We start from the raw sequence: 23160 nt of genomic DNA, 5'->3' as shown, positions 1-23160 counted from the left end.
ATGGCGGTGTGGCTGCGATCTTTTGATCTTAATTCTCTTGTGCGCGATAAGCGCCAGGCGTCAACCCGGTCCACTTCTTGAACGCCCGGTGAAACGCCGACGGCTCGGAGAATCCCAGCTGTTCGGCAATCTGTTGCAACGACAGGTCGGCACGGCTGAGGTGATAAATCGCGATGTCGCGGCGCAGTTGGTCTTTCAATTCCTGAAAACTCGAACCCTCTTCACGCAAGTGCCGACGCAAGGTCTGCGGGCTGATGTGCAGGTGTGCGGCAACCGCTTCCAGGTCTGGCCAGCGCGCACTGTCGCGGCTGAGCAGGCGGCGTAACTGGCTGCTGAGGCTATCGCCGTCATCCGGGCGCGATAGCAGATCGGCGGGCGAGCGTTCGAGGAAATGCTTGAGGGTACGTTCGTCCTGCAACAACGGCATCTGCAGGTAACGGCTGTGGAACAACAGGCTGCTTTGCTCGGCCGAAAACACCATCGGGCAGGGGAACAACAGGTCGTACTCGGCAGCGTGCTCGGGTTTCGGGTAGCTGAAACAGGCCTGTTCCAGGCGAATGCGCTGACCGATCAGCCAACTGCCCAGTCGATGCCAGATCACCAGCTGACATTCGCTGAAAAAGTGATCCGGGTCCCACAGCTGAGAATCATCCAGGCTCAAACGCACCATTTCACCTTCGCGGGTCAGGGTCAGGCGCGGAGCGTCGGGGAATAGGCTATAAAATAATAAGCCGCGACTGAGTGCTTTCTCGAGCGTGCGGCAGTGAATCAAGGCATGGCACATCATGGCGAAGGTGCCACGTTTGCTTGGGCCGCGGGCAAAGCCCAGGTATTCGTCATCCAGCGCTTGCCAGAGCCCTTGCAGCAGGCTGGTGAACTGTTCGGGCGCGATCCTGGCGCGAGGTTCGTCGAGCAATTCGACGCTGATCCCCAGCTGTTGCAACAGACCCGAATAGTCATAGCCGCGTCGGCGCGCGCCACCGAGGGCCGCACGAGCAAAATGACTGGCGATGGTACGTTCGCGCATTGGGGTCTGATCCGTCCATTGAGTGGCGGATCTTAGCCACGGCCTGGTGGCGGGACAAGGCGGATATCCGCCAAATTGTAGGACGAGAGCCGGTTGGTGGGCGGAAATCCGCCACCCCGGTCGGGTGGTCAAGGGATGAAGGAACCCCGGCAACCCTGATGGCAAAAGGCTTTTGGACGATTTTGGCAAGGTGGCACGGGCTTTGCGATAAGGGTGAGAGGTCTGCCAGCGCGCAGCTCGACAAAACAAATCCCTCCGGTGCAGGAGGGTTCGCACTTTAGGTGTCGTCTGCGTCAGATGATTGATTGCAGCGCGGTGCTCTTGAGGAACTTTGTAATGACGACTCGTCAGCCACTGTACAAATCCCTGTATTTCCAGGTGATCATTGCCATCGCTATCGGCATCGCGCTCGGTCACTACTACCCGCAAACCGCCGTGGCACTGAAGCCACTGGGTGACGGGTTCATCAAACTGATCAAAATGGTCATCGCACCGATCATCTTCTGCACCGTGGTCAGCGGTATCGCGGGCATGCAGAACATGAAATCGGTGGGCAAGACCGGCGGTTACGCGCTGTTGTACTTCGAAATCGTTTCGACCATCGCGCTGCTGGTGGGTCTGGTGGTGGTCAACATCGTGCAGCCAGGTAATGGCATGCACATCGATGTCAGCACCCTGGATGCTTCCAAAGTGGCTGCTTATGTCGCTGCCGGTGCGGATCAAAGCGTCGTTGGCTTCCTCCTGAACATCATACCGGCCACCATCGTCGGTGCGTTCGCCAACGGCGATATCCTGCAAGTGCTGATGTTCTCGGTGATCTTCGGTTTCGCCCTGCATCGCCTGGGTGCCTACGGCAAGCCAATCCTGGACTTCATCGATCGCTTCGCCCACGTGATGTTCAACATCATCAACATGATCATGAAGCTCGCGCCAATCGGTGCCCTGGGCGCCATGGCTTTCACCATCGGTGCCTACGGCGTTGGCTCGCTGGTGCAACTGGGTCAGTTGATGGCGTGCTTCTACATCACGTGCGTGGTGTTCATTCTGGTCGTGCTCGGCGGCATCGCGCGCGCTCACGGTTTCAGCGTGCTGAAAGTGATTCGCTACATCCGTGAAGAGCTGCTGATCGTGCTGGGTACTTCCTCTTCGGAATCGGTACTGCCACGCATGCTGATCAAGATGGAGCGTCTGGGTGCGAAGAAATCCGTCGTGGGTCTGGTGATCCCGACCGGTTACTCGTTCAACCTCGACGGGACTGCCATCTACCTGACCATGGCTGCGGTGTTCATCGCTCAGGCGACCGACACCCACATGGACATCACTCACCAGATCACCTTGCTGGTTGTGCTGCTGCTGTCCTCCAAAGGCGCCGCCGGTGTGACCGGTAGCGGCTTCATCGTGCTGGCCGCCACCCTGTCGGCGGTCGGTCACCTGCCGGTTGCCGGTCTGGCACTGATCCTGGGTATCGACCGCTTCATGTCCGAAGCCCGCGCCCTGACCAACCTGGTGGGGAACGCGGTTGCCACCCTGGTCGTGGCCAAGTGGGTCAAAGAGCTGGATGTCGACCAGATGCATGAGGAACTGGCTTCCGGTGGTCGCGCAATCACCAATACGCATGGCGAAGACGATGCGCATGTGGCTGAAAGCCCAGCCCCGACTTCGGTGAAGTAATTCTTCGAGTTGATGAAAAACCCGCTTCGGCGGGTTTTTTATTGCCGCAGGTTTGAGCGCAAAGGTCAGTCCGGCTGATGGTTAAGGTGATTGCTGCCAGGTCATCGGCTGCCTAGGCTTTAGGTATCGCTGACGGAGAATGACCATGCAAGGCCCACTGGCATCACTCAAGGTTCTGGATTTTTCGACGCTGTTGCCGGGGCCGTTCGCCTCGCTGTTGCTGGCGGACATGGGGGCCGAGGTGCTGCGGATCGAATCGCCGACCCGGATGGATCTGGTGCGGGTTCTGCCACCCCACGATCAGGGTACTTCTGCCAGCCACGCCTACCTCAATCGCAACAAGCGCAGCCTGGCGCTGGACCTCAAGCAGCCGGCAGCGCTGGAAGTGGTCAAGCAACTGCTGCAGGACCATGACATCCTCCTCGAGCAGTTTCGCCCGGGAGTGATGGAGCGCCTGGGGCTGGGGTATGAGGCCCTGAAGGCGATCAATCCGCGGCTGATTTACGTCTCGATCACCGGCTACGGCCAGACGGGCCCCTACAAGGACCGCGCCGGTCACGACATCAACTATCTGTCACTGGCCGGCGTGTCCAGCTATACGGGGCACGAGGATAGCGGGCCGTTGCCGTTGGGCGTTCAGGTCGCGGACATTGCCGGTGGTTCGCTGCATGGGGTGATCGGCCTGCTGGCGGCGGTGATTGCCCGTGAGCACAGTGGCCAGGGGCAACACCTGGACGTGAGCATGACCGATTGCGCATTCAGCCTGAACGCCATGGCCGGCGCGGGGTATCTGGCTTGTGGCGTCACACCGGGGCGTGAAGATCAGATGCTCAATGGCGGCAGCTTCTACGACTATTACCGCACTCGCGATGGTCGCTGGATGTCTGTCGGCAGCCTGGAACCGGACTTCATGCAGCAGCTGTGCACGGCGCTGGGTCAGCCGGAACTGGCGGTACTGGGTTTGTCGCCTGTCCCCGAGCAGCAAAAGGCGCTCAAGCTGGCGTTTCAGATCGAATTCGAAAAACATGACTTTGCCGAACTCTGCACGCTGTTTGCCGGGCTCGATGCTTGCGTTGAGCCGGTGCTGAGCCTGGCTGAGGCGGTCGAGCACCCGCAGTTGAAGGCTCGGGATCTGGTCACCCAGGTACCACGCGGAGACGGCACCGCGCAGGCGCAGATGGCTTGTCCGTTGAAATTTTCAGAGGGCTTGCCGGAGCCACGACATATCGGCGCGGCGTTGGGTGAGCATACCGATCAGGTGTTGGGTGAGTTGGGGTATAGCGCTGAGCGGATTGAAGCGTTGCGGCGCGCCAGGGTGGTTATTTAGCGCCGGTCAGGGAGCCATCGCGAGCAGGCTCGCTCCCACAGGGGATTTGTGAGCGACGCAAATCCAATGTGGGAGCGAGCTTGCTCGCGATGGTGTCGGTATGGACGCCACACATCCCGCTACTCGACCCGCGACTCACCGGTAAACACCAGCGTCTGCCGGCAACGCCGGCACAAATACCGTCGTCCTTGACGCACCAGGCTATGGCGCTGGGCCGAGAACGGGAAATCGCTGTTGGCGCAGGGGCAGCGGTAGATGTAGCGGGTCACGCTGCGGCGTTTGATGGCGTAGGTGTGGCAGCGGTTGGGCGGCAGTTCGTACACCCCGCGCATGATCAATTGCCATTCTTCGCCATGCGGCTGTATGCGGTCGCCGAACAGTTGATGGGCGATCAGGTGCGCGACTTCGTGAGCCACGGTCTGTTTGAGGAAGTCTTCGGCGTTTTCCCGGTACAGCTGCGGATTGAAGCGCAGCAGGTTTTCATGCAGGTGCGCTACGCCGGCCTTCTGGCCGCGCAACTTGAGGCTGACCACCGGGCGTTTGAAAGGTCGCTTGAAAAAAGATTCGGCTTGTTGGAAACACTCTTCGACGCGGGAATTGAGTTGCTGAGGCATTCTTGGCGGATCTCCAGAGGCGTCGAGTATGCTGCAAACCGTGCTCATTGCGAATCGCCCAGGCGCCGAATGGTCGTCGCGCAATAGAGAAGGCCGCCTTGCGGCGGCCTGTGTTGGCAGATCCCTGTTTGTTATATAGGCAGCGTCCTTCGCCCGCTTCATTTGCCCGTTTAAGTTACCGATTCTAGTTGGTATAGACCGGGCCAACGCCCAGGCCCCAGACAATCACGGTGAATGCCATGATCGCCACCAGCACCACCAACCCTACGGCAAGCACTGAACTTGAGAACAGAAAACCTTCGTCCGACGGAATGTTCATGAAGGTCGGTAGCCCCACGTACAGCAGGTACACGGTGTAGCAGATGGCTGCAGTGCCAACGACCATGCCCAGCCACATGTGCGGATACAGCGCCGCCAGACCGCCGATGAACAGTGGCGTGGCAGTGTAGGTGGCAAACGCGACACAGCGCGCCAGGCTCGGGCTGGCGTCATAGGTGCGAGCCATCCAGTGAATGAACGCGCCCATCACCGCAACCCCGCCGAGCATCGCCAGGTACGACATGATGGTCATCCAGAGTGCGCTTTCCTGGGTCAGCATGACCGGCGCGCGGCTACCGATGACCCAGCCGACCTTGGTGGTACCGATAAACGCCGAAATAGCCGGTATTGCCGCCAGAATCAGCGTGTGGGTGAGGTACATGTGGCTGATACTTTCCTCTTGGTCGCCACGGATTTCTTTCCATTCTTGATCAGGGTGGGTGAAAAGCCCCACGACGTGATGGATCATAGTCAGTCACTCCTTCGTGATTGCTATCGCCCCCCAGCGGAGCGCCTACGGGCCAGCGGCCAAGTAAGTAGAGGTCTGAAATGCGCGCGACCTTATGACGCAGTATAGAAAGTACTGGCTGTCACAGGTGGGGGGGCTTTAGAGCAAATCGCGCTGTAAAAGCCGGGGTTAATTGCTGCTCGATCTGGGTATCGCCCCTGTGGCGAGGGAGCTTGCTCCCGCTGGGGCGCGAAGCGGCCCCAATACAGACACTTCGTTTTTTCAGCGCAACCGTAGCAGCAGGTTTTACGACTGCTGCGCAGTCGAACGGGAGCAAGCTCCCTCGCCACAGGGGTATGCTCAAGTCAGACAAAGCGCGGACTCCAGGCTCTTCGCCCCCGAAGGGTTTTTGCGTAAAATGTCGGCCTTTCGTCACACCTCGCGGATTTCAAGCGCCATGGGCACTCTTTCGGTCAACCAGAACAAACTGCAGAAACGTCTACGTCGACAGGCCGGTGAAGCCGTCGCCGATTACAACATGATCGAAGACGGCGACAAGGTCATGGTCTGCCTGTCCGGCGGCAAAGACAGCTACACCATGCTCGACGTGCTGATGCACCTGCAGAAGGTGGCGCCGATCAAGTTCGAGATCGTCGCGGTGAACATGGACCAGAAGCAGCCGGGTTTCCCTGAGCATGTGCTGCCGGCTTATCTGAAAGAGCTGGGTGTGGAATACCACATCGTCGAAAAGGACACCTACTCGGTGGTCAAGGAACTGGTGCCAGAAGGCAAGACCACTTGCTCGTTGTGCTCGCGCCTGCGTCGCGGCACGCTCTACACCTTCGCCGACGAAATCGGCGCGACCAAAATGGCCCTCGGTCATCACCGCGACGACATCGTCGAGACGTTTTTCCTGAACATGTTCTACAACGGCTCGCTCAAGGCCATGCCGCCGAAGTTGCGTGCCGACGACGGCCGTAACGTAGTGATCCGCCCGCTGGCCTACTGTAACGAGAAAGACATTCAGGCTTACTCGGACTTCAAGCAGTTCCCGATCATCCCGTGCAACCTCTGCGGCTCCCAGGAAAACCTGCAGCGTCAGGTGGTCAAGGAAATGCTTCAGGAGTGGGAACGCAAGACGCCGGGCCGCACCGAAAGCATTTTCCGCGGTTTGCAGAACGTCATTCCGTCGCAGTTGGCGGACCGTAACCTGTTCGACTTCACCAACCTGCGTATCGACGAAACCGCTGCGTCGCGTTTTGTGAACGTGGTGAATCTCTGATTGCTGGACCGTTCTGACTTAACGGCGCTCGCGGGCGCCGTTTTTATTTCATTGCTCAGGAGAGGGCATGCGCGATTACAAGTGGCTGCACGAATACTGTCTGAACCGTTTTGGTTCGGCAGCCGAACTGGAAGCCCATCTGCCCGTACCCAAGACCCCGGCACAACTGCGCCAGATCAGCGATGATCGCTACCTGTCGACCTTGGCATTGCGGGTCTTTCGCGCAGGCCTCAAGCACAGCCTGGTGGACGCCAAGTGGCCGGCATTCGAAGAAGTGTTCTTCGGGTTCGATCCAGAAAAGGTCGTGCTGATGGGCGCCGAGCACCTTGAGCGACTGATGCAGGACGCACGGATCATCCGCCACCTGGGCAAGCTCAAGAGCGTGCCGCGCAATGCGCAGTTCATCCTGGACGTGGCGAAAGAGAAGGGCAGCTTCGGCGAGTTGATCGCCGAATGGCCGGTGACCGACATCGTTGGCCTGTGGAAGTACCTGGCCAAACACGGGCATCAATTGGGCGGGTTATCGGCACCACGGTTTTTGCGGATGATCGGCAAGGACACCTTCGTGCCGAGCTATGACGTGGTCGCGGCGTTGAATGCGCAACAGATCATCGACAAGGTGCCGACCAGCCTGCGCGATCTGGCGACGGTGCAGAACGCCTTCAACCAATGGCACGCCGAGAGCGGCCGGCCGATGTGTCAGATATCGATGATGTTGGCTTACACCGTCAATCATTGAGGCCGTGTCGCCTTCATCGCGAGCAAGCTTTGCTCCTACGGTTTTAGTGGGTACGACACAAAACCGTAGGAGCAGGGGGGGCGCCTAGCTCTTGCCCGCGATGGCGTCCTGTCAGGCGACGGAGATCTCGCCTTCGCCAGCCAGCTTACGGTTCAACTGGAACCGCCAGCGCACATACAGCAGTGCCGAGCAGAACACTGCCAGGCTCGCGGCCATTTCCAGCAGACCAAACACCTGTCGATTCGGGTCGAACGCGGCGGTCGCGCCCTTGATGAAATACAGGTTCACCACAAAACACATCCATGAATGCCCGCGCGCGCTGCCGCTGAGCATGCCTGGTGCCAGCACCAACAAGGGCACCAGTTCAATCAGCAGGATGACCCACGGCCGTGCACCATGCAGGTCGGCGATCAGCAGGTAATAGGCGCAGAGTAATCCCGCCAGGCCGAAGTAGCACAGCAGGCTGATGACGCGCATCGCCCGAACTCGCGGTTCGAGCCAATCGATGGAGGGCAGAACCTTCGGCTTTTTGGCCACGTTAGCGCTCCAGTTTCAGGGCGGTTTTCGCCAAGCGCAGACCCAAGGCCCGGCACAAGGCGACTTCATGCTCGTTCAAGCCGCTTTTGCCGTCAGCACCGGCGTGATGGCTGGCGCCGTAAGGCGTGCCGCCACCGCGGGTCTCGAGCAATGCCGATTCGCTGTAGGGCAGGCCGGTGATCAGCATGCCGTGGTGCAGCAATGGCAACATCATCGACAGCAAGGTGGTTTCCTGGCCGCCGTGCAGGCTGGCCGTCGAGGTGAAGACCCCGGCCGGTTTGCCCACCAGTGCGCCGGTCAGCCACAGGTTGCTGGTGCCGTCGAGGAAGTACTTCAGCGGCGCTGCCATGTTGCCGAAGCGGGTCGGGCTGCCAAGGGCCAGGCCCGCACAGTTTTTCAGGTCGTCGAGGCTGGCGTACAGCGCGCCCTCGTAGGGAATGTCCGGCGACACCGCCTCGCATTCGCTGGAGATCGCCGGCACCGTGCGCAGGCGCGCTTCCATCCCGGCCTGTTCAACGCCACGGGCAATCTGTCGGGCCATTTCATTGGTCGAGCCGCTGCGGCTGTAATACAGAACCAGAATGTACGGCGTACTCACGGCAGAATCTCCAGCAGGTTCTCTATCGGACGGCCGATGACGGCTTTGTCACCGACTTCGAGAATCGGTCGTTCCATGAGTTTTGGATGTTCGGCGATGGCGGCGATCAATTGCGCTTCGCTCAGGCTGCTGTCGGCCAGGTTCAGGGCTTTGAATTCGTCTTCGCCGGTGCGCAGCAATTGGCGGGCGCTGATGCCGAGTTTGCCCAGCAAGCTTTGCAGCTGCGCGGCGTTCAGCGGGGTTTCCAGGTAGCGGACCACGGTTGGAGTCAGGCCACGGGCTTCCAGCAGTTCCAGCGCACCGCGGGATTTCGAGCAGCGCGGGTTGTGATAAAGCGTCAGATCGGTCATGTGCGGTTCGCATCTTGCGTAAGGTGGCGGCTATTCTACCTGTGCAGCGAGCAGTCCTGAACCTTGGGAGGCGATGGGTCGCAGCAGAACCTGTTTTTTTGAGTAAGGATGATCCCATGACAAGGCGACTGACAGCAGCATTGACCCTCTTCGCAACCTTGCTGCTTGGCGGCTGCGGCTATGACTACGGCACCGATCAGTTGGGACAGAAAGTAGCGTCCGAGCGGTTGGATGGCCGATGGTTTGTGCTTAATTACTGGGCCGAGTGGTGTAGCCCGTGCCGTACCGAAATTCCGCAATTGAACGTGTTGGCTGAACAGCTCAAAGGTCAGAAGATCAGTGTGTTCGGGGTCAATTTCGACAATGTGCAGGGCGAAGAACTCAAGAGCGCCAGTGAAAAGCTCGGGATCACGTTCACCGTGCTGGCCCAGGATCCGGCCGACCGCTTCGAATTGCCACGCAGCGAGGCGCTGCCGGTGACTTACATCATCGATGACAAGGGCAAGGTGCGTGAGCAGTTGATGGGAGAGCAGACGGCGGCGGGGGTGATGGCGAAGCTCAAGGTGTTGCAGGCGACGAATTGACGACGGGCCGAGCACCCACCTGCGGCGAGGGAGCTTGCTCCCGCCGGCCGGTCCGCGCTCGGGCAAAGCAGTCGTAGAATCGAGTAATGCGGCGTGCCTGACGAAATGAAATAGCAGGTTTCAGGGCTGCTTCGCAGCCCAACGGGGCGGTGCGGCGTTCCGACAAGCCCCCTCGCCACAGGAGCAATCGAGGGGTTTAGCCTTCTTCAAGCCACCAGCGTAGCGGCTTGCCTTCGGCGGGCCAGAAGCGCATTTGCTCGATTGGCGAGATGTCCCAGCGCTGTACGGTTTCCAGCGCTTGCAGGAAGCGTTTTTCCTGTTCCATCAAGGCCGGTGCGCACATTTTGCGGGTGCTGCCGACTTTGCCGAAGCTCAGTTTGTCGCCGTCCAGCGTGTAGGGCGCGAACCAGTGGTTGCAGCCACCATTGCCATAAGCGCGACCGTCTTCACCCAGGGTGATGGTCAGGTGGCTGTAGTCGATCAGCGGGCGTTCGCCGATCCACTCCAGCACATAGCTGCGATCCTGCTGCAGTTGCACCGGCTCAGCGGCGCAACCCAGCAGGCTGGCACCTGCCATGGCGGCCAGAACGAGGTGTTTCATTACACGGGCTCCTGGCATTTCGGGCACAGGTGCTTCTCGCTGGCGGTGGTCCAGCCCAGTTCGGCAATCCGTGCGGTGGCAGCCGGTTTTTCGGCCTTGTTGCCCAGCTTGGCGTCGACCGCGAACTCGAATTTCAGTTCTTTGGCGCAGCTGTCGCAGTTCACTTGCCAGTTGTGGATCGCCAGTTCACCAAACACCGGACCACTGGCCACGGCAACCCACTGGCCCATGGGTTTGAGCAGGTGACGAACGTTTTCAACGGTCAGGCGCATGGACAAGTCCTTGCTGCCTTTGAGGGTGACCAACAACACGTCATCGGCGCGTATCGAGCCGCCGTTGCCGGTGACTTGATAACGCCCCGGTGTCAGCGCGCGGCATTCGGTCAGGGTGTGTTGCGGGTTCATCAGGCTGTAGCGGAAATCGTGTTCGACCATGGGTCCTCCAAATATGCGCGGTATGCTAGCACGCGAAAGAACCGGGCATGGCCCATGGTTGCGACCTTCGATCAGACCAAATCAGCTTTCGACCTGATTGTGAGGTGTGCCAGCGGCCCAATCGGTGATGTTCTGCAAGGTGGTCATGGCAATTGCGGCCAATGCTTCGTGGGTCAGGAACGCCTGGTGTGCGGTGATGATCACGTTAGGGAAGGTCAATAGCCGCGCCAACACGTCGTCTTGCAGCGGCCGGTCGGAGCGGTCCTCGAAGAACAGTTGGGCTTCTTCTTCATAGACGTCCAGCCCCAGATACCCCAATTGACCGCTTTTCAGTGCGTCGATCAGCGCGGGTGTGTCCACCAGTCCGCCACGCCCGGTGTTGATCAGCATGGCGCCGGGCTGCAGATGTGCCAGCGACTGGCTGTTGATCAGGTGTTTGCTATCGGCGGTCAGCGGGCAGTGCAGGCTGATGATCTGCGCTTCGGCCAACAGCTCAGGTAACGGCAGGTAACGGACACCGAGCGCCTGGACTTGCGGATTGGGGAAGGGGTCGTAAGCCAGCAGCTTGCAGCCAAACCCGGTCATGATTTTCGCGAAGACGGCGCCGATCTGGCCGGTGCCGACCACGCCGACGGTCTTGCCGAACAGGTCGAATCCGGTCAGCCCGTGCAGGCTGAAATCGCCTTCGCGGGTCCGGTTGTAGGCGCGGTAAAGGCGTCGGTTCAGGGCCAGGATCAACGCCACCGCGTGCTCGGCCACGGCGTGGGGCGAGTAGGCCGGCACGCGGACGATGCTCAAACCCAGGCGTTTCGCGCACGCCAGGTCAACGTGGTTGTAACCGGCCGAGCGCAGGGCTATCAGGCGCGTACCGCCTGCGGCCAGTCGTTCAAGTACCGGCGCACTCAGGTCGTCATTGATAAAGGCGCAGACCACTTCATGCCGCTCGGCCAGCGCCGCCGTATCCAGACTCAGGCGCGCAGGCTGGAAGTGCAACTCGATACCTGCGGGCACTTTGGCTGCGAGAAAACTCTCGCGGTCGTATGTCTGGCTGCTGAAGAGAATCGTACGCATGGCGTCATCCTTGTGCTCGAGTGCGCTGAGTTTACCCCTCAACACCCGCCGCGCCATTGCGCTGGGTCAAGCGCCGATACGCGCTTGCGAGGCCAGGCGGTTGATCGCCCGCTCAAGCTCTTCCAGCGCCACGACCGCTTTGGGGTCTTGTTGCTTGAGCAGGGTTTCACTGCGCTGACAGGCCGCACGCAACTGCGGAACGCCGCAATAGCGTGTCGCCCCGTGCAGGCGGTGGACCCGTTCGATCAGGGCATTCTGGTCATTGCTTTCACGGGCGACGCGAATCGCCTCGCGATCGGCTTCCAGTGAGGCCAGCAACATCGCCAGCATGTCGGCCGCCAGATCGGCTTTGCCGGCCGCCAGGCGCAGGCCTTCATCGGGATCGAGTACCAGCAGGTCGCTGTTGTTGCCATAAACGTCGGCCCGCTCCGGACCGTGGTTACGCAGGGCCAGCCCGGTCCACTTCAACACCACCTGCGCCAGCTGGCGTTCGCTGATCGGTTTGGTCAGGTAATCGTCCATGCCGCTTTGCAGCAAGGCGCGTTTTTCGTTGGCCATCGCGTGTGCGGTGAGGGCGACAATCGGCAGTGGTGTGCAATGCCGTTCGCTTTCCCATTGGCGAATCGCCTCGGTGCTTTGGCGTCCATCCATACCTGGCATCTGCACGTCCATCAGCACCAGATCGAAGGCTTCGGTCTGCACGGCCTTGACCGCTGCGTAACCGCTTTCGACTGCCAGTACCTTGGCACCCATGTCTTCGAGCAGCGTCTGTACCAGCAGCAGGTTGGCCGGGTTATCGTCGACGCAGAGTACTTTGGGCGCGCGGCTGGAAATTGGTTCGCCCGGTTCATTGCGTAACTGACGCGGGTTGACCAGATCCGACAGCGCACGTCGCAACTTGCGGGTGCAGGCCGGTTTGGCCTGCAATTGGCTGTGAGGGTTGGGCACCGAGAGATGGAACAGCGTCTGTTCGGTGGTCGGGCACAGCACCAGCACTTTGCAACCCAGGTGCTCGAGGTCCCAGATATGCTGATTCAGCCGCTCCGGCGGCATGTCGTTGGAGGTGATGCCGAGCACGGCAAGGTCGATCGCCTGCTCGGTCTGGTGTGCGCCGGTGACGCCATTGGTCAGGCTTTCGAGGGTGTTGAACGGGGTCACTTCAAGGCCACAGTCTTCCAGTTGATGCTGCAAGGCCTGGCGTGCCAGTTCGTGGTTTTCCAGCACCGCAACGCGGCGTCCGAGCAACGGTGGTCCTGGCAGGTCTTCGGCATCGTCGCGGGTTTTTGGCAGGCTCAGGCTGACCCAGAATTCCGAGCCTTCGCCCGGCGTGCTGTCGACCCCAATCTCGCCGCCCATCTGCTCGATCAGACGCTTGGAAATCACCAGCCCCAGACCGGTGCCGCCCGGTTGCCGCGACAATGAATTGTCGGCCTGGCTGAAGGCCTGAAACAACGCGCGTACGTCCTGATTCGACAGGCCGATACCAGTGTCCTGAATGCTGATGCGCAGTTGCACGCTGTCTTCGTGTTCTTCTTCAAGCATGGCGCGGGCGACGATGGTGCCTTCGCGGGTGAACTTGATCGCGTTACTCACAAGGTTGGTAAGGATCTGCTTGAGCCGCAGCGGGTCACCGACCAGCGACAGCGGGGTGTCGCGGTACACCAGGCTGACCAGTTCGAGCTGTTTGGCGTGGGCGGCCGGGGCGAGGATGGTCAGGGTGTCCTGGAGCAGATCGCGCAGGTTGAACGGAATACTGTCGAGTACCAATTTGCCGGCCTCGATTTTCGAGAAGTCGAGAATCTCGTTGATGATTCCCAGCAGGCTGTCGGCGGACTTTTCGATCGTGCCCAGGTAGTCGAGCTGACGCGGCGTCAGTTCGCTTTTTTGCAGCAAGTGGGTGAAACCGAGGATGCCGTTGAGCGGCGTACGAATCTCGTGGCTCATGTTGGCGAGGAACTCGGACTTGATCCGGCTCGCTTCCAGGGCTTCCTTGCGCGCCAGATCCAGCTCGATGTTCTGGATCTCGATGGTTTCGAGGTTCTGCCGGACGTCTTCGGTGGCCTGATCGATGCTGTGCTGCAGTTCTTCCTGGGCGTTTTGCAGGGTACTGGCCATGCGGTTGATACCCGAGGCCAGTTCATCCAGCTCCTGGCTGCCAAGCGGGGGCAGGCGGGTTTCGAGATGACCCTCCTTGAGTTGTGCCACGGCCTGCTTGATCAGGTTCAGCGGTGTATTGATGGTGCGACCCATACGCAATGCCAGCAGCGCGGTGCCGACCAGACCTGCGGCGATCAACAGCACGCTGGCGAACAGGCTGCGATAACCGCGCAGCAACATGCCGTTGTGGGAGAGTTCCAGCTCGACCCAGCCCAGCAAGCGATCGGATTCATCGGGGATCAGCTCGCCGGCCAGGTTGCGATGCCTGCCAAACACCGGCAGCAGGTAACGGGTGGCGTCGTTGCCGGTGCGTTGCAGCATATGCGCGCTTTCGCCGGTGGGCGGCTGGTTGAGCATCAGCGGCCCGGCGTGCGCCAGTTGCGTGCGGTCCGGCGCCAGGAACGACACGGCGCGCACGTCCGGTTGCTCCAGTGACTGGGTCGCGATGCGCTCCAGCAAGTCGTCATTTTTGTGGCCCATGGCCGGGGCGACCAGAGGGGCGAGCTGTTCGGCGATCATTTCGCCGCGTTGCAGAAGTTGGGTTTGCAGGTCGGACTGTTGCATCCAGGTGAAGTAGCCGCCCAGAACCAAGGCCATCAGGCTGGTCGGCAACAAGGTCAACAACAATACGCGACCTTTGATCCCCAGTTTCTTCAGCACGTCACTCTCCTGCTATCACGCTGTTTATAGATGACCGTGCGTGCATCCGGCACGCGCTACCCGCGCAGTGTAGCGATTTGCTGGCAGGCAATCCCGGCAAATTATCCAGAGCTTTGTGACGGTTTGAACGTTACCGGGAGCCGCGACGAGAGTCACGGGTTGCTCACTGCCGGGCAATCTAGAATAATCAGTGATTGAGAATGACTAGCAGAAGCTAATGACTCCCGTATCCGTTGTCCCCCCGCGTGTCCTGGCGATTGAAGACGACCTTGTAGTGGGGGCACATGTTCATGAACATCTGGGGCGCTGTGGTTTTCAGGTGACCTGGTGCCAGAACGGCGAGGACGGGTTGGCGATTGCTCGCGAGCAGACCTTCGATATCGTGCTGATGGATATTGTGCTGCCAGGCATGGATGGCCTGGCGGTATTGACCGACCTGCGGACTCGCGATTCCACCCCGGTGCTGCTGATGTCGGCACTGGGCGCCGAAGCGGATCGCATCAGCGGTTTTCGTCTGGGGGCCGATGACTACCTGCCCAAGCCTTTCAGCATGGCCGAGTTGCGGGTACGCATCGAAGCTATCCTGCGGCGGGTGGCCCTGGACCGGCGACATACGTCGCCAGCGTTCAACGGCGACGTTCACAACCTGCGTTTCGATGATGAACAGTGTGATGTTCATTATGCTGAGCAGTGGGCCGGGCTGACTCGCAGCGAATACCGGCTGCTGGAAACCCTGAACCGCAATGGCGATGAAGTGCTCGGCAAGGCCTTCCTTTATCAGCAGGTGTTGCAGCGCGGCTACGCGCCCCACGACCGCAGCCTGGACATGCACATCAGCCAGATTCGCCGAAAACTCAAGACCATCGGCTACGGCGAACGCGAAGTGCGCACCGTGTGGGGCAAGGGCTATGTAATGAGTGCCGTTGATGAGAGGGTCTGACCGGGTGACGCCTTTGAACAACCGGGATGAACAGGTCCGCGCTTTCGATCAAATGTCCGAACGCCGGCAAAGCCCCGTGGCTGTGCAGCAGCAACTGCTACGCGACTTGTCTCATGAACTGCGCACACCGTTGAGCCGTCTGCGGGTGGCCAGCGAAAGTGAAGAGGACCTGCTGCAACTACGCGAGCGCATTGGTCGCGAAGTCGATGGCATGCAACGGCTGATAGAGGACACTCTGCAACTGGCCTGGCTCGACACGGAGTGCTCGGCATTACCGGATGAGGCGATCCAGATACAGGCGCTGTGGGAAATGCTCACGGAAAACGCCTGTTATGAAAGCGCTTGGCCCGCCGGGCAACTGCACTGCGCGGTGGCGGCTTCGTGCTGGGTTCGCGGCCACCTGAATACCTTGGCCCAGGCACTGGAAAACATCCTGCGCAACGCCATCCGCTATTCTCCGGTCGGTGGCAGCGTGCGCCTCGATGGGCAGCGCGACGGCAATTACTGGCTGCTGTGGCTCGAAGATCAGGGCGGCGGTGTCGCCGAAGACGATCTCGAGCGTATGTTCGACCCGTTCACCCGACTCGACGGCTCACGCCCCGGCAATGGCGGCTTTGGCTTGGGCCTAAGCATCGCGCGCAACGCGGTGCAGCGTCAGGGCGGGCGCTTGTGGGCGGAGAACACGGGGCAGGGGTTGCGGCTGAATATGCGGTTGTTGGCTCATTAATGAATGCCTCTAGGGACGCTCTGCATCCCGCATCTGGGCGCATGTGGCGCAGAGCGCCACGGGCTGCATTCCCACGCAGAGCGTGGTAACGATCTGAGTCAAAACCAGCGCTTATTCCCATTAGCCATAAGCACCACACTTTGCGTGATATGGCCTGCGCACGTTTGCCGGTATGATGGTCGCCCCCGCAGTCTGGATTGCGAATACGCCATGACCTTGCAGTACCCAACCATCGCCGATTGCGTCGGCAACACTCCGCTGGTTCGTTTGCAGCGCCTGCCCGGCGCCACCAGCAACACCCTGCTGCTCAAGCTCGAGGGTAATAACCCGGCGGGTTCGGTCAAGGACCGTCCGGCGCTGTCGATGATTACCCGTGCCGAGTTGCGTGGGCAGATCCATGCTGGCGATACGCTGATCGAGGCGACCTCCGGCAACACCGGGATTGCCCTGGCCATGGCCGCGGCGATCAAGGGTTACAAGATGATCCTGATCATGCCTGACAACTCCAGCGCTGAACGCAAGGCTGCGATGACCGCTTATGGCGCGGAGCTGATTCTGGTCAGCCAGGAAGAGGGCATGGAAGGTGCTCGCGACCTCGCCGAGCGGATGCAGGCTGAGGGTCGCGGCAAGGTGCTCGACCAGTTCGCCAACGGCGACAACCCCGAGGCGCATTACACCGGTACCGGCCCGGAAATCTGGCGCCAGACCCAGGGCACCATTACTCATTTCATCAGTTCCATGGGCACCACGGGCACCATCATGGGTGTCTCGCGTTACCTGAAAGAACAGAATCCGGCGGTGCAGATCGTCGGCCTGCAACCGATGGAAGGCTCGGCGATTCCGGGTATCCGTCGCTGGCCGCAGGAATACCTGCCGAAGATCTATCAAGCCGATCGGGTTGACCGGATCGTCGACATGGCCCAAAGCGAAGCCGAAGACGTGACCCGTCGTCTGGCGCGCGAAGAAGGGATCTTCTGTGGCGTGTCCTCGGGTGGTGCTGTAGCCGCGATGCTGCGCCTGTCCAAAGAAGTCGAAAATGCGGTGATGGTCGCGATCATTTGTGACCGTGGCGACCGTTACTTGTCGACCGGCATTTTCGACGCACCCAACTGATGGCCAAGCAAGAGAGAGGCCTGCGCTTCCAACCCACTGGCGGCAGCAAGGCCCCGCAAGTCCCGACCGGCAAAAAGCAGCGCTTGAGCATCGAGCGTCTGGCCAATGACGGTCGCGGTATCGCGTTTTTCGAAGGTCGTACCTGGTTCGTCATCGGTGCTTTGGCTGGTGAAGAAGTCGAGGCGCGCGTCCTGGGTGCCCACGGCAAAGTTGTCGAGGCACGCACCGAGCGCGTTTTCGTCGCCAATCAATTGCGTCGTCCGGCACCGTGCGCCCATGCCGGGCGCTGCGGTGGTTGCAGCGTGCAGCATCTGCCCCACAGCGAACAACTCGCCCTGAAACAGCGCATGCTCGCCGAGCAGTTGTCGCGGGTAGCGGGTGTCGAACCCGAGCAGTGGGCGGAGCCCTTGAGCGGTCCTGAGTTCGCCTACCGACGTCGCGCCCGGGTGGCGGTGCGTTGGAACGTGAAGACGAAAAAACTCGAAGTCGGTTTTCGTGCCGCCGGCAGCCAGGATATCGTCGGTATCAACGATTGCCCGGTGCTGGTACAGCCCTTGCAGCCGATCATGAGTGGCTTGCCGGAAATGCTCAGGCGTTTGAGCAAGCCTCAAGCGTTGGGTCATGTGGAATTGTTCGCCGGTTCATCCCTGGCCTTGTTGTTGCGGCACATGGCGCCACTGTCTGAAAACGACCTGAGCATTCTCAAGGAATTCTGCGCATTCCATGACGCCCAATTGTGGCTGCATGGCGAAGGCGAGCCGCAACCGGTCGATGCCGATCAGGCGTTGGGTTACCGACTTGAGCAATGGGATCTTGAACTGGCGTATCGCCCGGGTGACTTCATTCAGGTGAATGCCGGGGTCAATGAAGCGATGGTCGCCCAGGCGCTGGAATGGCTGAAGCCTGCCGCTGACGAACGCGTGCTCGATCTGTTCTGTGGCTTGGGTAACTTTGCCTTGCCGCTGGCGCAGAAAGTCCGTGAAGTGGTAGCGGTGGAAGGTGTGCAGGCCATGGTCGAGCGCGCCGCTGCGAATGCCGCTAGCAACAATCTGCATAACGCGAAGTTTTTTCAGGCCGATTTATCCCAGCCTTTGGCTGATGCCAAATGGGCCAGCGAGGGCTTTTCTGCGGTACTCTTGGACCCACCGCGCGACGGTGCTTTCGAGGTGGTGCGCACACTCGCATCACTGGGTGCCAAGCGCTTGGTTTATGTGTCGTGCAACCCGGCAACTTTGGCCCGCGACACGGTCGAACTGATCAAGCAGGGCTACCGGTTAAAACGTGCCGGGATCCTCGATATGTTTCCTCAGACGGCACATGTCGAGGCCATGGCGTTATTTGAAGCGAGCTAGGATGGCTCGTCTGGTCCGACCAGACCGCTCATGCATCAGCCGTTCAGCCCGGCAAGGGCGCATGAGCAACGAAGGTCAGCGATTTGACGCATTGAATCTGCGTCGTAGGGAAGGTAAGCAAGATGGTACAGGTGAGAGCACACCAGCCGATCAATACCGACGGCAGTATCAATCTCGAGGCTTGGCTCGATCATGCGGTCAGTGTCGATCCGGCACTGGATCGCGAAGCCTTGAAAGAAGCCTGCGAGTTCGCTCGTCAGGCCGAACAGCAAGACAAAGCGGCGAAGAATCTCTGGGCCGAAGGCACGTCGAGTTTTCGTACGGGCCTTGAGATCGCAGAGATCCTCGCCGACCTCAAGCTCGATCAGGATTCGCTGGTCGCGGCAATTCTTTACCGTGGCGTACGCGAAGGCCATATCCAGCTGCCGGCCGTCAGCCAGCGCTTTGGTCCGGTGGTCGCCAAACTGATCGATGGCGTGCAGCGCATGGCAGCGATCAGCGCTAGCCTGAGCCCGCGCCAATCGTTGGTGCTGGGCTCTCAGGGCCAGGTGGAAAACCTGCGCAAGATGCTCGTGGCCATGGTCGACGACGTCCGCGTCGCGCTGATCAAACTGGCCGAGCGCACCTGCGCGATCCGAGCGGTGAAAACCGCCGATGACGAAAAGCGCAACCGGGTCGCCCGGGAAGTCTTCGACATCTATGCGCCGCTGGCTCACCGTCTTGGCATCGGTCATATCAAATGGGAGCTGGAGGACTTGTCCTTCCGTTACCTGGAGCCTGACCAATACAAGCAGATCGCCAAGTTGCTGCATGAGCGGCGCCTTGATCGCGAGCGGTTCATCAGTGATGTGATGAACCAGTTGCAGGCCGAATTGCAGGCCACCGGCGTCGATGCCGACATCAGCGGCCGGGCCAAACACATCTATTCGATCTGGCGCAAAATGCAGCGCAAGGGTCTGGAATTCAGCCAGATCTACGACGTGCGTGCGGTGCGCGTGCTGGTGCCGGAAATGCGCGACTGCTACACCGCGCTGGGCATCGTCCACACCTTGTGGCGGCACATCCCGAAAGAGTTCGACGACTACATCGCCAACCCGAAAGAGAACGGCTACCGCTCGCTGCACACTGCGGTCATCGGTCCTGAAGGCAAGGTGCTGGAAGTACAGATCCGCACCCACGCGATGCACGAAGAGGCCGAGCTGGGCGTTTGCGCGCACTGGCGCTACAAGGGCACCGACGTCAAATCCGGCTCCAATCACTACGAAGAGAAAATCTCCTGGCTGCGTCAGGTGCTCGAGTGGCACGAAGAGCTGGGCGATATCGGTGGTCTGGCGGAACAGCTGCGGGTCGATATCGAGCCGGATCGGGTGTACATCTTCACCCCCGACGGTCATGCGATCGACTTGCCAAAAGGCGCCACACCGCTGGACTTCGCCTACCGCGTACACACCGAAATCGGTCACAACTGCCGGGGTGCGAAGATCAACGGGCGGATCGTTCCGCTCAACTACAGCCTGCAGACCGGTGAGCAGGTCGAGATCATCACCAGCAAGCACGGCACGCCGAGCCGCGACTGGCTGAACCCGAACCTGGGTTACATCACCACCTCGCGAGCGCGGGCAAAAATCGTTCACTGGTTCAAGTTGCAGGCGCGTGACCAGAACGTCGCGGCCGGTAAAACCCTGTTCGAGCGCGAACTCAATCGCCTCGGTCTGCCGCAGGTGGATTTCGAAAAGCTGGCCGACAAGGCCAACATGAAAACCGCCGAGGACATGTTTGCCGCGTTAGGTGCCGGCGATTTGCGCCTGGCGCAACTGGTCAACCTGGCGCAGCAACTGGTCGAGCCGGAACGCGGCAACGAACAGCTGGAACTGATTCCGCGCAAAGCCACTGGCTACAAGCCGGGCAAGCGCGGCGACATCCAGATCCAGGGCGTCGGCAACCTGATGACCCAAATGGCCGGCTGCTGCCAGCCGTTGCCGGGCGATGCGATCGTCGGCTACATCACTCAGGGTCGTGGCGTCAGCATTCACCGCCAGGACTGCGCCTCGGTGCTGCAGCTGGCCGGGCGCGAGCCTGAGCGGATCATCCAGGTCAGCTGGGGCCCGGTGCCGGTGTTGACCTATCCGGTGGACATCATCATTCGTGCCTACGACCGTTCCGGTCTGCTGCGTGACGTGTCGCAAGTGCTGCTCAACGAGCGGATCAACGTGCTGGCGGTCAACACTCGCTCGAACAAAGAGGACAACACCGCGTTGATGTCCCTGACCATCGAGATTCCGGGGCTGGACGCATTGGGGCGGTTGTTGGGGCGTATTTCCCAATTGCCGAACATCATCGAAACCCGGCGCAACCGCACCCCGTGACGGTGATCAATGTGGGGGCGGGCTCGCGAAAGCGATTTGCCTGGCACGGCGCCGACCTTGCAGGAGCTGAGCGTGCTCGCGATAGCGGTGTGTCATGCGTGCCGCCATCACGAGCTAGCTTTGCTCCTACAGTGTGAAGAGATTGATAGATGTATTCACTTCAAGACTTGCTACACCTGATGAACCGCCTGCGGGATCCGCAGTTCGGCTGTCCGTGGGATATCAAGCAAACGTACCAGACCATCGTCCCGCATACCCTGGAAGAAGCCTACGAGGTGGCTGATGCCATCGAGCGTGGCGACTTCGATCATTTGCAGGGTGAGCTGGGCGATCTGCTGTTCCAGGTGGTGTATTACAGCCAACTGGCGCGGGAAGAAGGGCGTTTCGAGTTCGACGGCGTGGTCGACAGCATCACCCGCAAACTGATTCGTCGTCATCCCCACGTATTTCCGACAGGCGATCTATACGCACCACTGGATATCCCGCGCCTCAGTGAGGAGCAGGTCAAGCAGCGCTGGGAGGAGATCAAGGCCGAGGAGCGGGCCGAGAAGTCCCAGGCCCCTGAACAATTGTCCTTGCTCGACGATGTGCCAGCGGCGCTGCCGGCGTTGTCCCGTTCGGCCAAGCTGCAAAAGCGTGCGGGGCAGGTGGGTTTCGACTGGCCGGACGCGTTGCCGGTGCTGGATAAAGTCCGCGAAGAGCTTGATGAAGTGCTCGAAGCCATGGCGGATAACGACGCGACAGCGATCAGTGACGAAGTCGGCGATCTGCTGTTTTCAGTGGTCAACCTGGCGCGTCACCTCAAGGTCGATCCCGAAAGCGCATTGCGTGGCGCCAACAGCAAGTTTGAAAGACGCTTCCGATTTATCGAACAGGCATTGCGCGACACCCGCCGTCCCATAGAAGATTGCACCCTCGAAGAGTTGGACGCCTTGTGGGGCGAAGCCAAACGTCAGGAAAAGAATTTGCCCAGCTGCGGCTGAGCTGTTGCCTAAGTGAGTAAGCACCATGAGCCTTTCCCTTCGCGACCAGTTGCTCAAAGCAGGGCTGGTCAACCAAAAGCAGGCCAAGCAGGTCGGCAAAGAAAAACAGAAGCAGCAACGTCTGGCCCACAAAGGTCAGATCGAACTCGATGATTCCCAGCAACGCGCGGCCCAGGAGGCCATGGCCGAGAAGGTCAAGCGCGACCAGGAACTCAATCGCCAGCAGCAGGAAAAGGCCGAGCAGAAGGCCCGTGCCGCACAGGTCAAGCAATTGATCGAAGTCTCGCGCTTGCCGAAGTTGACCACCGAGGACTACTACAACTTCGTGGACGACAAGAAGGTCAAGCGCATCTGCGTCAACACCCTGATGCGCAACAAGCTCAGCAGCGGTTCCCTGGCGATCGTGCATCACGCCGGCGGTTACGAAGTGATCCCGCGTGAAGCGGCTCTGAAGATCCAGGAGCGCGATCCACAACGTATCGTGCAACTGAATGTGAAGACAGAAGAAGTCAGCGCCGAAGACGATCCGTACGCGGCCTATCAGATCCCTGACGATCTGATGTGGTAAGCCTTTAAAGGTTGCAACAACGACAAACCCCGCTCATTGGCGTAATGCTGTTCACTTAAGGAAGTCTGGAGGCCTGAGAAGTATCTGTGGCGAGGGAGCTTGCTCCCGCTGGACTGCGTAGCAGGCCCAATTCAGGGCCGCTTCGCGCCCCAGCGGGAGCAAGCTCCCTCGCCACAACTGCGGTTGTGCCTGAAACATCGGCTTAAGTGAACAGCATTGCGCTCATTGGCGGGGTTTGTGGTTTTCAATGCGGTCATTACACGGAACGGGCGTCTCGTTGCTGTTCCAGATTTTCCAGTTCGGCCTTGTAGCTGTGGGCATCGCTCTCGGAGTGGAACATCCCCACCAGCATGTCTTGTTGATAGACGTCCCAGATCCGGATGCCGGCGGCTACGCCTTCGTGGGATTTATGTGAATCGTCGCGTTCAGTTACTTTTACAGTCATCTGCTGGCTCCAATCTCAATGGTTCTGCAGCAAGGCGTGTGCAGGCCTTTGTTATATATTTTGTTAGCTTGCTAAGTAAATGCCTGCGGTCGGTAACGATCTTTTGCAGAAATTGAAAAAATCCCGCAGCCCTTGCAGGCCGTGACATTCGGTCGCAGGGCGTCGGGTTTCATGACAGAAGTTTCATGTTTCCAAGGGCTTGGACACAAAACGACAGGCGAAAAAAAGCCTCGCAATCGCGAGGCTTC

Annotated in this window: 22 protein-coding genes and 1 pseudogene; 12 read left to right on the top strand and 11 right to left on the bottom strand. The window is 60.1% G+C overall.

The features are described from left to right. Positions 1–28 precede the first annotated feature (28 nt). Entirely contained in the window at positions 29–1027 is a 999-nt protein-coding gene (locus tag AO353_RS02805) for an AraC family transcriptional regulator (RefSeq protein WP_054593586.1), read from the bottom strand. A gap of 336 nt (positions 1028–1363) precedes the next feature. On the opposite strand from AO353_RS02805, the gene AO353_RS02800 reads away from it, so the two are divergent. Both AO353_RS02800 and AO353_RS02795 read left to right on the top strand, forming a co-directional pair. Beyond that, on the top strand, positions 1364–2698 hold the full coding sequence (locus AO353_RS02800; protein WP_054593585.1) for a dicarboxylate/amino acid:cation symporter: 1335 nt from the start codon (positions 1364–1366) through the stop codon (positions 2696–2698). Positions 2699–2843: 145 nt separating this feature from the next. Further along, positions 2844–4025 carry a CaiB/BaiF CoA transferase family protein gene (locus tag AO353_RS02795; protein WP_054593584.1) on the top strand — a complete coding sequence of 394 codons (1182 nt, stop codon included), beginning with the start codon at positions 2844–2846 and terminating at the stop codon, positions 4023–4025. 119 nt (positions 4026–4144) lie between these two features. Here the strand turns inward: AO353_RS02795 and AO353_RS02790 are convergent, their stop codons facing one another. Beyond that, entirely contained in the window at positions 4145–4639 is a 495-nt protein-coding gene (locus AO353_RS02790; RefSeq protein WP_054593583.1) for a SprT family zinc-dependent metalloprotease, read from the bottom strand. Between the two features lie 184 nt (positions 4640–4823). Continuing rightward, positions 4824–5426: a Yip1 family protein gene (locus AO353_RS02785; protein WP_054593582.1), complete on the bottom strand. Its 603-nt coding sequence runs from the start codon at positions 5424–5426 to the stop codon at positions 4824–4826. A 436-nt stretch (positions 5427–5862) separates the two neighbouring features. On the opposite strand from AO353_RS02785, the gene ttcA reads away from it, so the two are divergent. Continuing rightward, positions 5863–6687 (top strand): tRNA 2-thiocytidine(32) synthetase TtcA, encoded by an 825-nt coding sequence (gene ttcA, locus AO353_RS02780; protein WP_054593581.1) that lies wholly within the window; start codon positions 5863–5865, stop codon positions 6685–6687. Positions 6688–6754: 67 nt separating this feature from the next. After that, entirely contained in the window at positions 6755–7426 is a 672-nt protein-coding gene (locus tag AO353_RS02775) for a DNA-3-methyladenine glycosylase I (RefSeq protein WP_054593580.1), read from the top strand. 111 nt (positions 7427–7537) lie between these two features. On the opposite strand, the gene AO353_RS02770 is transcribed toward AO353_RS02775, so the two are convergent. The 3 genes from AO353_RS02770 to arsC are packed head-to-tail and all read right to left on the bottom strand — an operon-like array spanning position 7538 to position 8911. Continuing rightward, a complete protein-coding gene (locus AO353_RS02770) occupies positions 7538–7963 on the bottom strand; it encodes a DUF2069 domain-containing protein (RefSeq protein ID WP_054593579.1) in 426 nt (141 codons plus the stop codon). Between the two features lies 1 nt (position 7964). Continuing rightward, a complete protein-coding gene (gene wrbA, locus AO353_RS02765; RefSeq protein WP_054593578.1) occupies positions 7965–8561 on the bottom strand; it encodes an NAD(P)H:quinone oxidoreductase in 597 nt (198 codons plus the stop codon). Then, a complete protein-coding gene (gene arsC, locus AO353_RS02760; RefSeq protein WP_054593577.1) occupies positions 8558–8911 on the bottom strand; it encodes an arsenate reductase (glutaredoxin) in 354 nt (117 codons plus the stop codon). Before arsC ends, wrbA begins: the two co-directional genes overlap by 4 nt. Positions 8912–9027: 116 nt before the next feature. Between arsC and AO353_RS02755 the strand changes: the two genes are divergently transcribed. Further along, a complete protein-coding gene (locus AO353_RS02755; RefSeq protein ID WP_054593576.1) occupies positions 9028–9495 on the top strand; it encodes a TlpA disulfide reductase family protein in 468 nt (155 codons plus the stop codon). Positions 9496–9691: 196 nt separating this feature from the next. On the opposite strand, the gene AO353_RS02750 is transcribed toward AO353_RS02755, so the two are convergent. From AO353_RS02750 to AO353_RS02735, 4 genes are all read right to left on the bottom strand, one after another. Beyond that, entirely contained in the window at positions 9692–10096 is a 405-nt protein-coding gene (locus AO353_RS02750; protein WP_054593575.1) for an META domain-containing protein, read from the bottom strand. After that, a complete protein-coding gene (locus AO353_RS02745) occupies positions 10096–10530 on the bottom strand; it encodes a hypothetical protein (RefSeq protein WP_054593574.1) in 435 nt (144 codons plus the stop codon). The genes AO353_RS02750 and AO353_RS02745 overlap by 1 nt, the downstream gene beginning before the upstream one ends. An 81-nt stretch (positions 10531–10611) precedes the next feature. Beyond that, positions 10612–11601, bottom strand: coding sequence for a 2-hydroxyacid dehydrogenase (locus tag AO353_RS02740; protein WP_054593573.1), 990 nt, complete (start codon positions 11599–11601; stop codon positions 10612–10614). Between the two features lie 66 nt (positions 11602–11667). After that, positions 11668–14418 (bottom strand): response regulator, encoded by a 2751-nt coding sequence (locus tag AO353_RS02735; RefSeq protein ID WP_054593572.1) that lies wholly within the window; start codon positions 14416–14418, stop codon positions 11668–11670. Positions 14419–14635: 217 nt separating this feature from the next. On the opposite strand from AO353_RS02735, the gene AO353_RS02730 reads away from it, so the two are divergent. The 7 genes and pseudogenes from AO353_RS02730 to AO353_RS02700 all read left to right on the top strand — a co-directional run bounded on the left by AO353_RS02730 (position 14636) and on the right by AO353_RS02700 (position 22467). After that, positions 14636–15358, top strand: coding sequence for a response regulator transcription factor (locus AO353_RS02730; RefSeq protein ID WP_054593571.1), 723 nt, complete (start codon positions 14636–14638; stop codon positions 15356–15358). 28 nt (positions 15359–15386) lie between these two features. Continuing rightward, a pseudogene (locus tag AO353_RS02725) lies at positions 15387–16085 on the top strand (sensor histidine kinase); the annotation flags it as partial. A 210-nt stretch (positions 16086–16295) separates the two neighbouring features. Continuing rightward, a complete protein-coding gene (cysM, locus tag AO353_RS02720) occupies positions 16296–17198 on the top strand; it encodes a cysteine synthase CysM (RefSeq protein ID WP_054593570.1) in 903 nt (300 codons plus the stop codon). Next, positions 17198–18550 carry a 23S rRNA (uracil(1939)-C(5))-methyltransferase RlmD gene (gene rlmD / locus AO353_RS02715; protein ID WP_054593569.1) on the top strand — a complete coding sequence of 451 codons (1353 nt, stop codon included), beginning with the start codon at positions 17198–17200 and terminating at the stop codon, positions 18548–18550. The genes cysM and rlmD overlap by 1 nt, the downstream gene beginning before the upstream one ends. Before the next feature lie 122 nt (positions 18551–18672). Further along, positions 18673–20916: a GTP diphosphokinase gene (gene relA / locus AO353_RS02710; protein WP_054593568.1), complete on the top strand. Its 2244-nt coding sequence runs from the start codon at positions 18673–18675 to the stop codon at positions 20914–20916. A 149-nt stretch (positions 20917–21065) separates the two neighbouring features. Beyond that, positions 21066–21899, top strand: a complete 834-nt coding sequence (gene mazG, locus AO353_RS02705; RefSeq protein ID WP_054593567.1) for a nucleoside triphosphate pyrophosphohydrolase — start codon at positions 21066–21068, stop codon at positions 21897–21899. Between the two features lie 25 nt (positions 21900–21924). Next, entirely contained in the window at positions 21925–22467 is a 543-nt protein-coding gene (locus AO353_RS02700) for a DUF2058 domain-containing protein (protein WP_054593566.1), read from the top strand. Positions 22468–22723: 256 nt separating this feature from the next. Here the strand turns inward: AO353_RS02700 and AO353_RS02695 are convergent, their stop codons facing one another. Next, positions 22724–22912: a hypothetical protein gene (locus AO353_RS02695; protein ID WP_054593565.1), complete on the bottom strand. Its 189-nt coding sequence runs from the start codon at positions 22910–22912 to the stop codon at positions 22724–22726. Between the last annotated feature and the right edge of the window lie 248 nt (positions 22913–23160).

Source organism: Pseudomonas fluorescens, from assembly GCF_001307155.1.
Taxonomy (GTDB): domain Bacteria; phylum Pseudomonadota; class Gammaproteobacteria; order Pseudomonadales; family Pseudomonadaceae; genus Aquipseudomonas; species Aquipseudomonas helvetica.
This window is presented reverse-complemented; position numbering and strand designations above follow the sequence as displayed.

What these genes read in the sequence shown, in the direction of transcription:
- AO353_RS02700 (WP_054593566.1), top strand. Translation starts at nt 21,925, where the DNA reads ATGAGCCTTTCCCTTCGCGACCAGTTGCTCAAAGCAGGGCTGGTCAAC.
- cysM (WP_054593570.1), top strand. Translation starts at nt 16,296, where the DNA reads ATGACCTTGCAGTACCCAACCATCGCCGATTGCGTCGGCAACACTCCG.
- rlmD (WP_054593569.1), top strand. Translation starts at nt 17,198, where the DNA reads ATGGCCAAGCAAGAGAGAGGCCTGCGCTTCCAACCCACTGGCGGCAGC.
- AO353_RS02795 (WP_054593584.1), top strand. Translation starts at nt 2,844, where the DNA reads ATGCAAGGCCCACTGGCATCACTCAAGGTTCTGGATTTTTCGACGCTG.
- ttcA (WP_054593581.1), top strand. Translation starts at nt 5,863, where the DNA reads ATGGGCACTCTTTCGGTCAACCAGAACAAACTGCAGAAACGTCTACGT.
- AO353_RS02775 (WP_054593580.1), top strand. Translation starts at nt 6,755, where the DNA reads ATGCGCGATTACAAGTGGCTGCACGAATACTGTCTGAACCGTTTTGGT.
- AO353_RS02785 (WP_054593582.1), bottom strand. Translation starts at nt 5,426, where the DNA reads ATGATCCATCACGTCGTGGGGCTTTTCACCCACCCTGATCAAGAATGG.
- AO353_RS02730 (WP_054593571.1), top strand. Translation starts at nt 14,636, where the DNA reads ATGACTCCCGTATCCGTTGTCCCCCCGCGTGTCCTGGCGATTGAAGAC.
- AO353_RS02805 (WP_054593586.1), bottom strand. Translation starts at nt 1,027, where the DNA reads ATGCGCGAACGTACCATCGCCAGTCATTTTGCTCGTGCGGCCCTCGGT.
- AO353_RS02740 (WP_054593573.1), bottom strand. Translation starts at nt 11,601, where the DNA reads ATGCGTACGATTCTCTTCAGCAGCCAGACATACGACCGCGAGAGTTTT.
- AO353_RS02695 (WP_054593565.1), bottom strand. Translation starts at nt 22,912, where the DNA reads ATGACTGTAAAAGTAACTGAACGCGACGATTCACATAAATCCCACGAA.
- AO353_RS02755 (WP_054593576.1), top strand. Translation starts at nt 9,028, where the DNA reads ATGACAAGGCGACTGACAGCAGCATTGACCCTCTTCGCAACCTTGCTG.
- AO353_RS02790 (WP_054593583.1), bottom strand. Translation starts at nt 4,639, where the DNA reads ATGCCTCAGCAACTCAATTCCCGCGTCGAAGAGTGTTTCCAACAAGCC.
- mazG (WP_054593567.1), top strand. Translation starts at nt 21,066, where the DNA reads ATGTATTCACTTCAAGACTTGCTACACCTGATGAACCGCCTGCGGGAT.
- relA (WP_054593568.1), top strand. Translation starts at nt 18,673, where the DNA reads ATGGTACAGGTGAGAGCACACCAGCCGATCAATACCGACGGCAGTATC.
- arsC (WP_054593577.1), bottom strand. Translation starts at nt 8,911, where the DNA reads ATGACCGATCTGACGCTTTATCACAACCCGCGCTGCTCGAAATCCCGC.
- AO353_RS02800 (WP_054593585.1), top strand. Translation starts at nt 1,364, where the DNA reads ATGACGACTCGTCAGCCACTGTACAAATCCCTGTATTTCCAGGTGATC.
- AO353_RS02745 (WP_054593574.1), bottom strand. Translation starts at nt 10,530, where the DNA reads ATGGTCGAACACGATTTCCGCTACAGCCTGATGAACCCGCAACACACC.
- AO353_RS02750 (WP_054593575.1), bottom strand. Translation starts at nt 10,096, where the DNA reads ATGAAACACCTCGTTCTGGCCGCCATGGCAGGTGCCAGCCTGCTGGGT.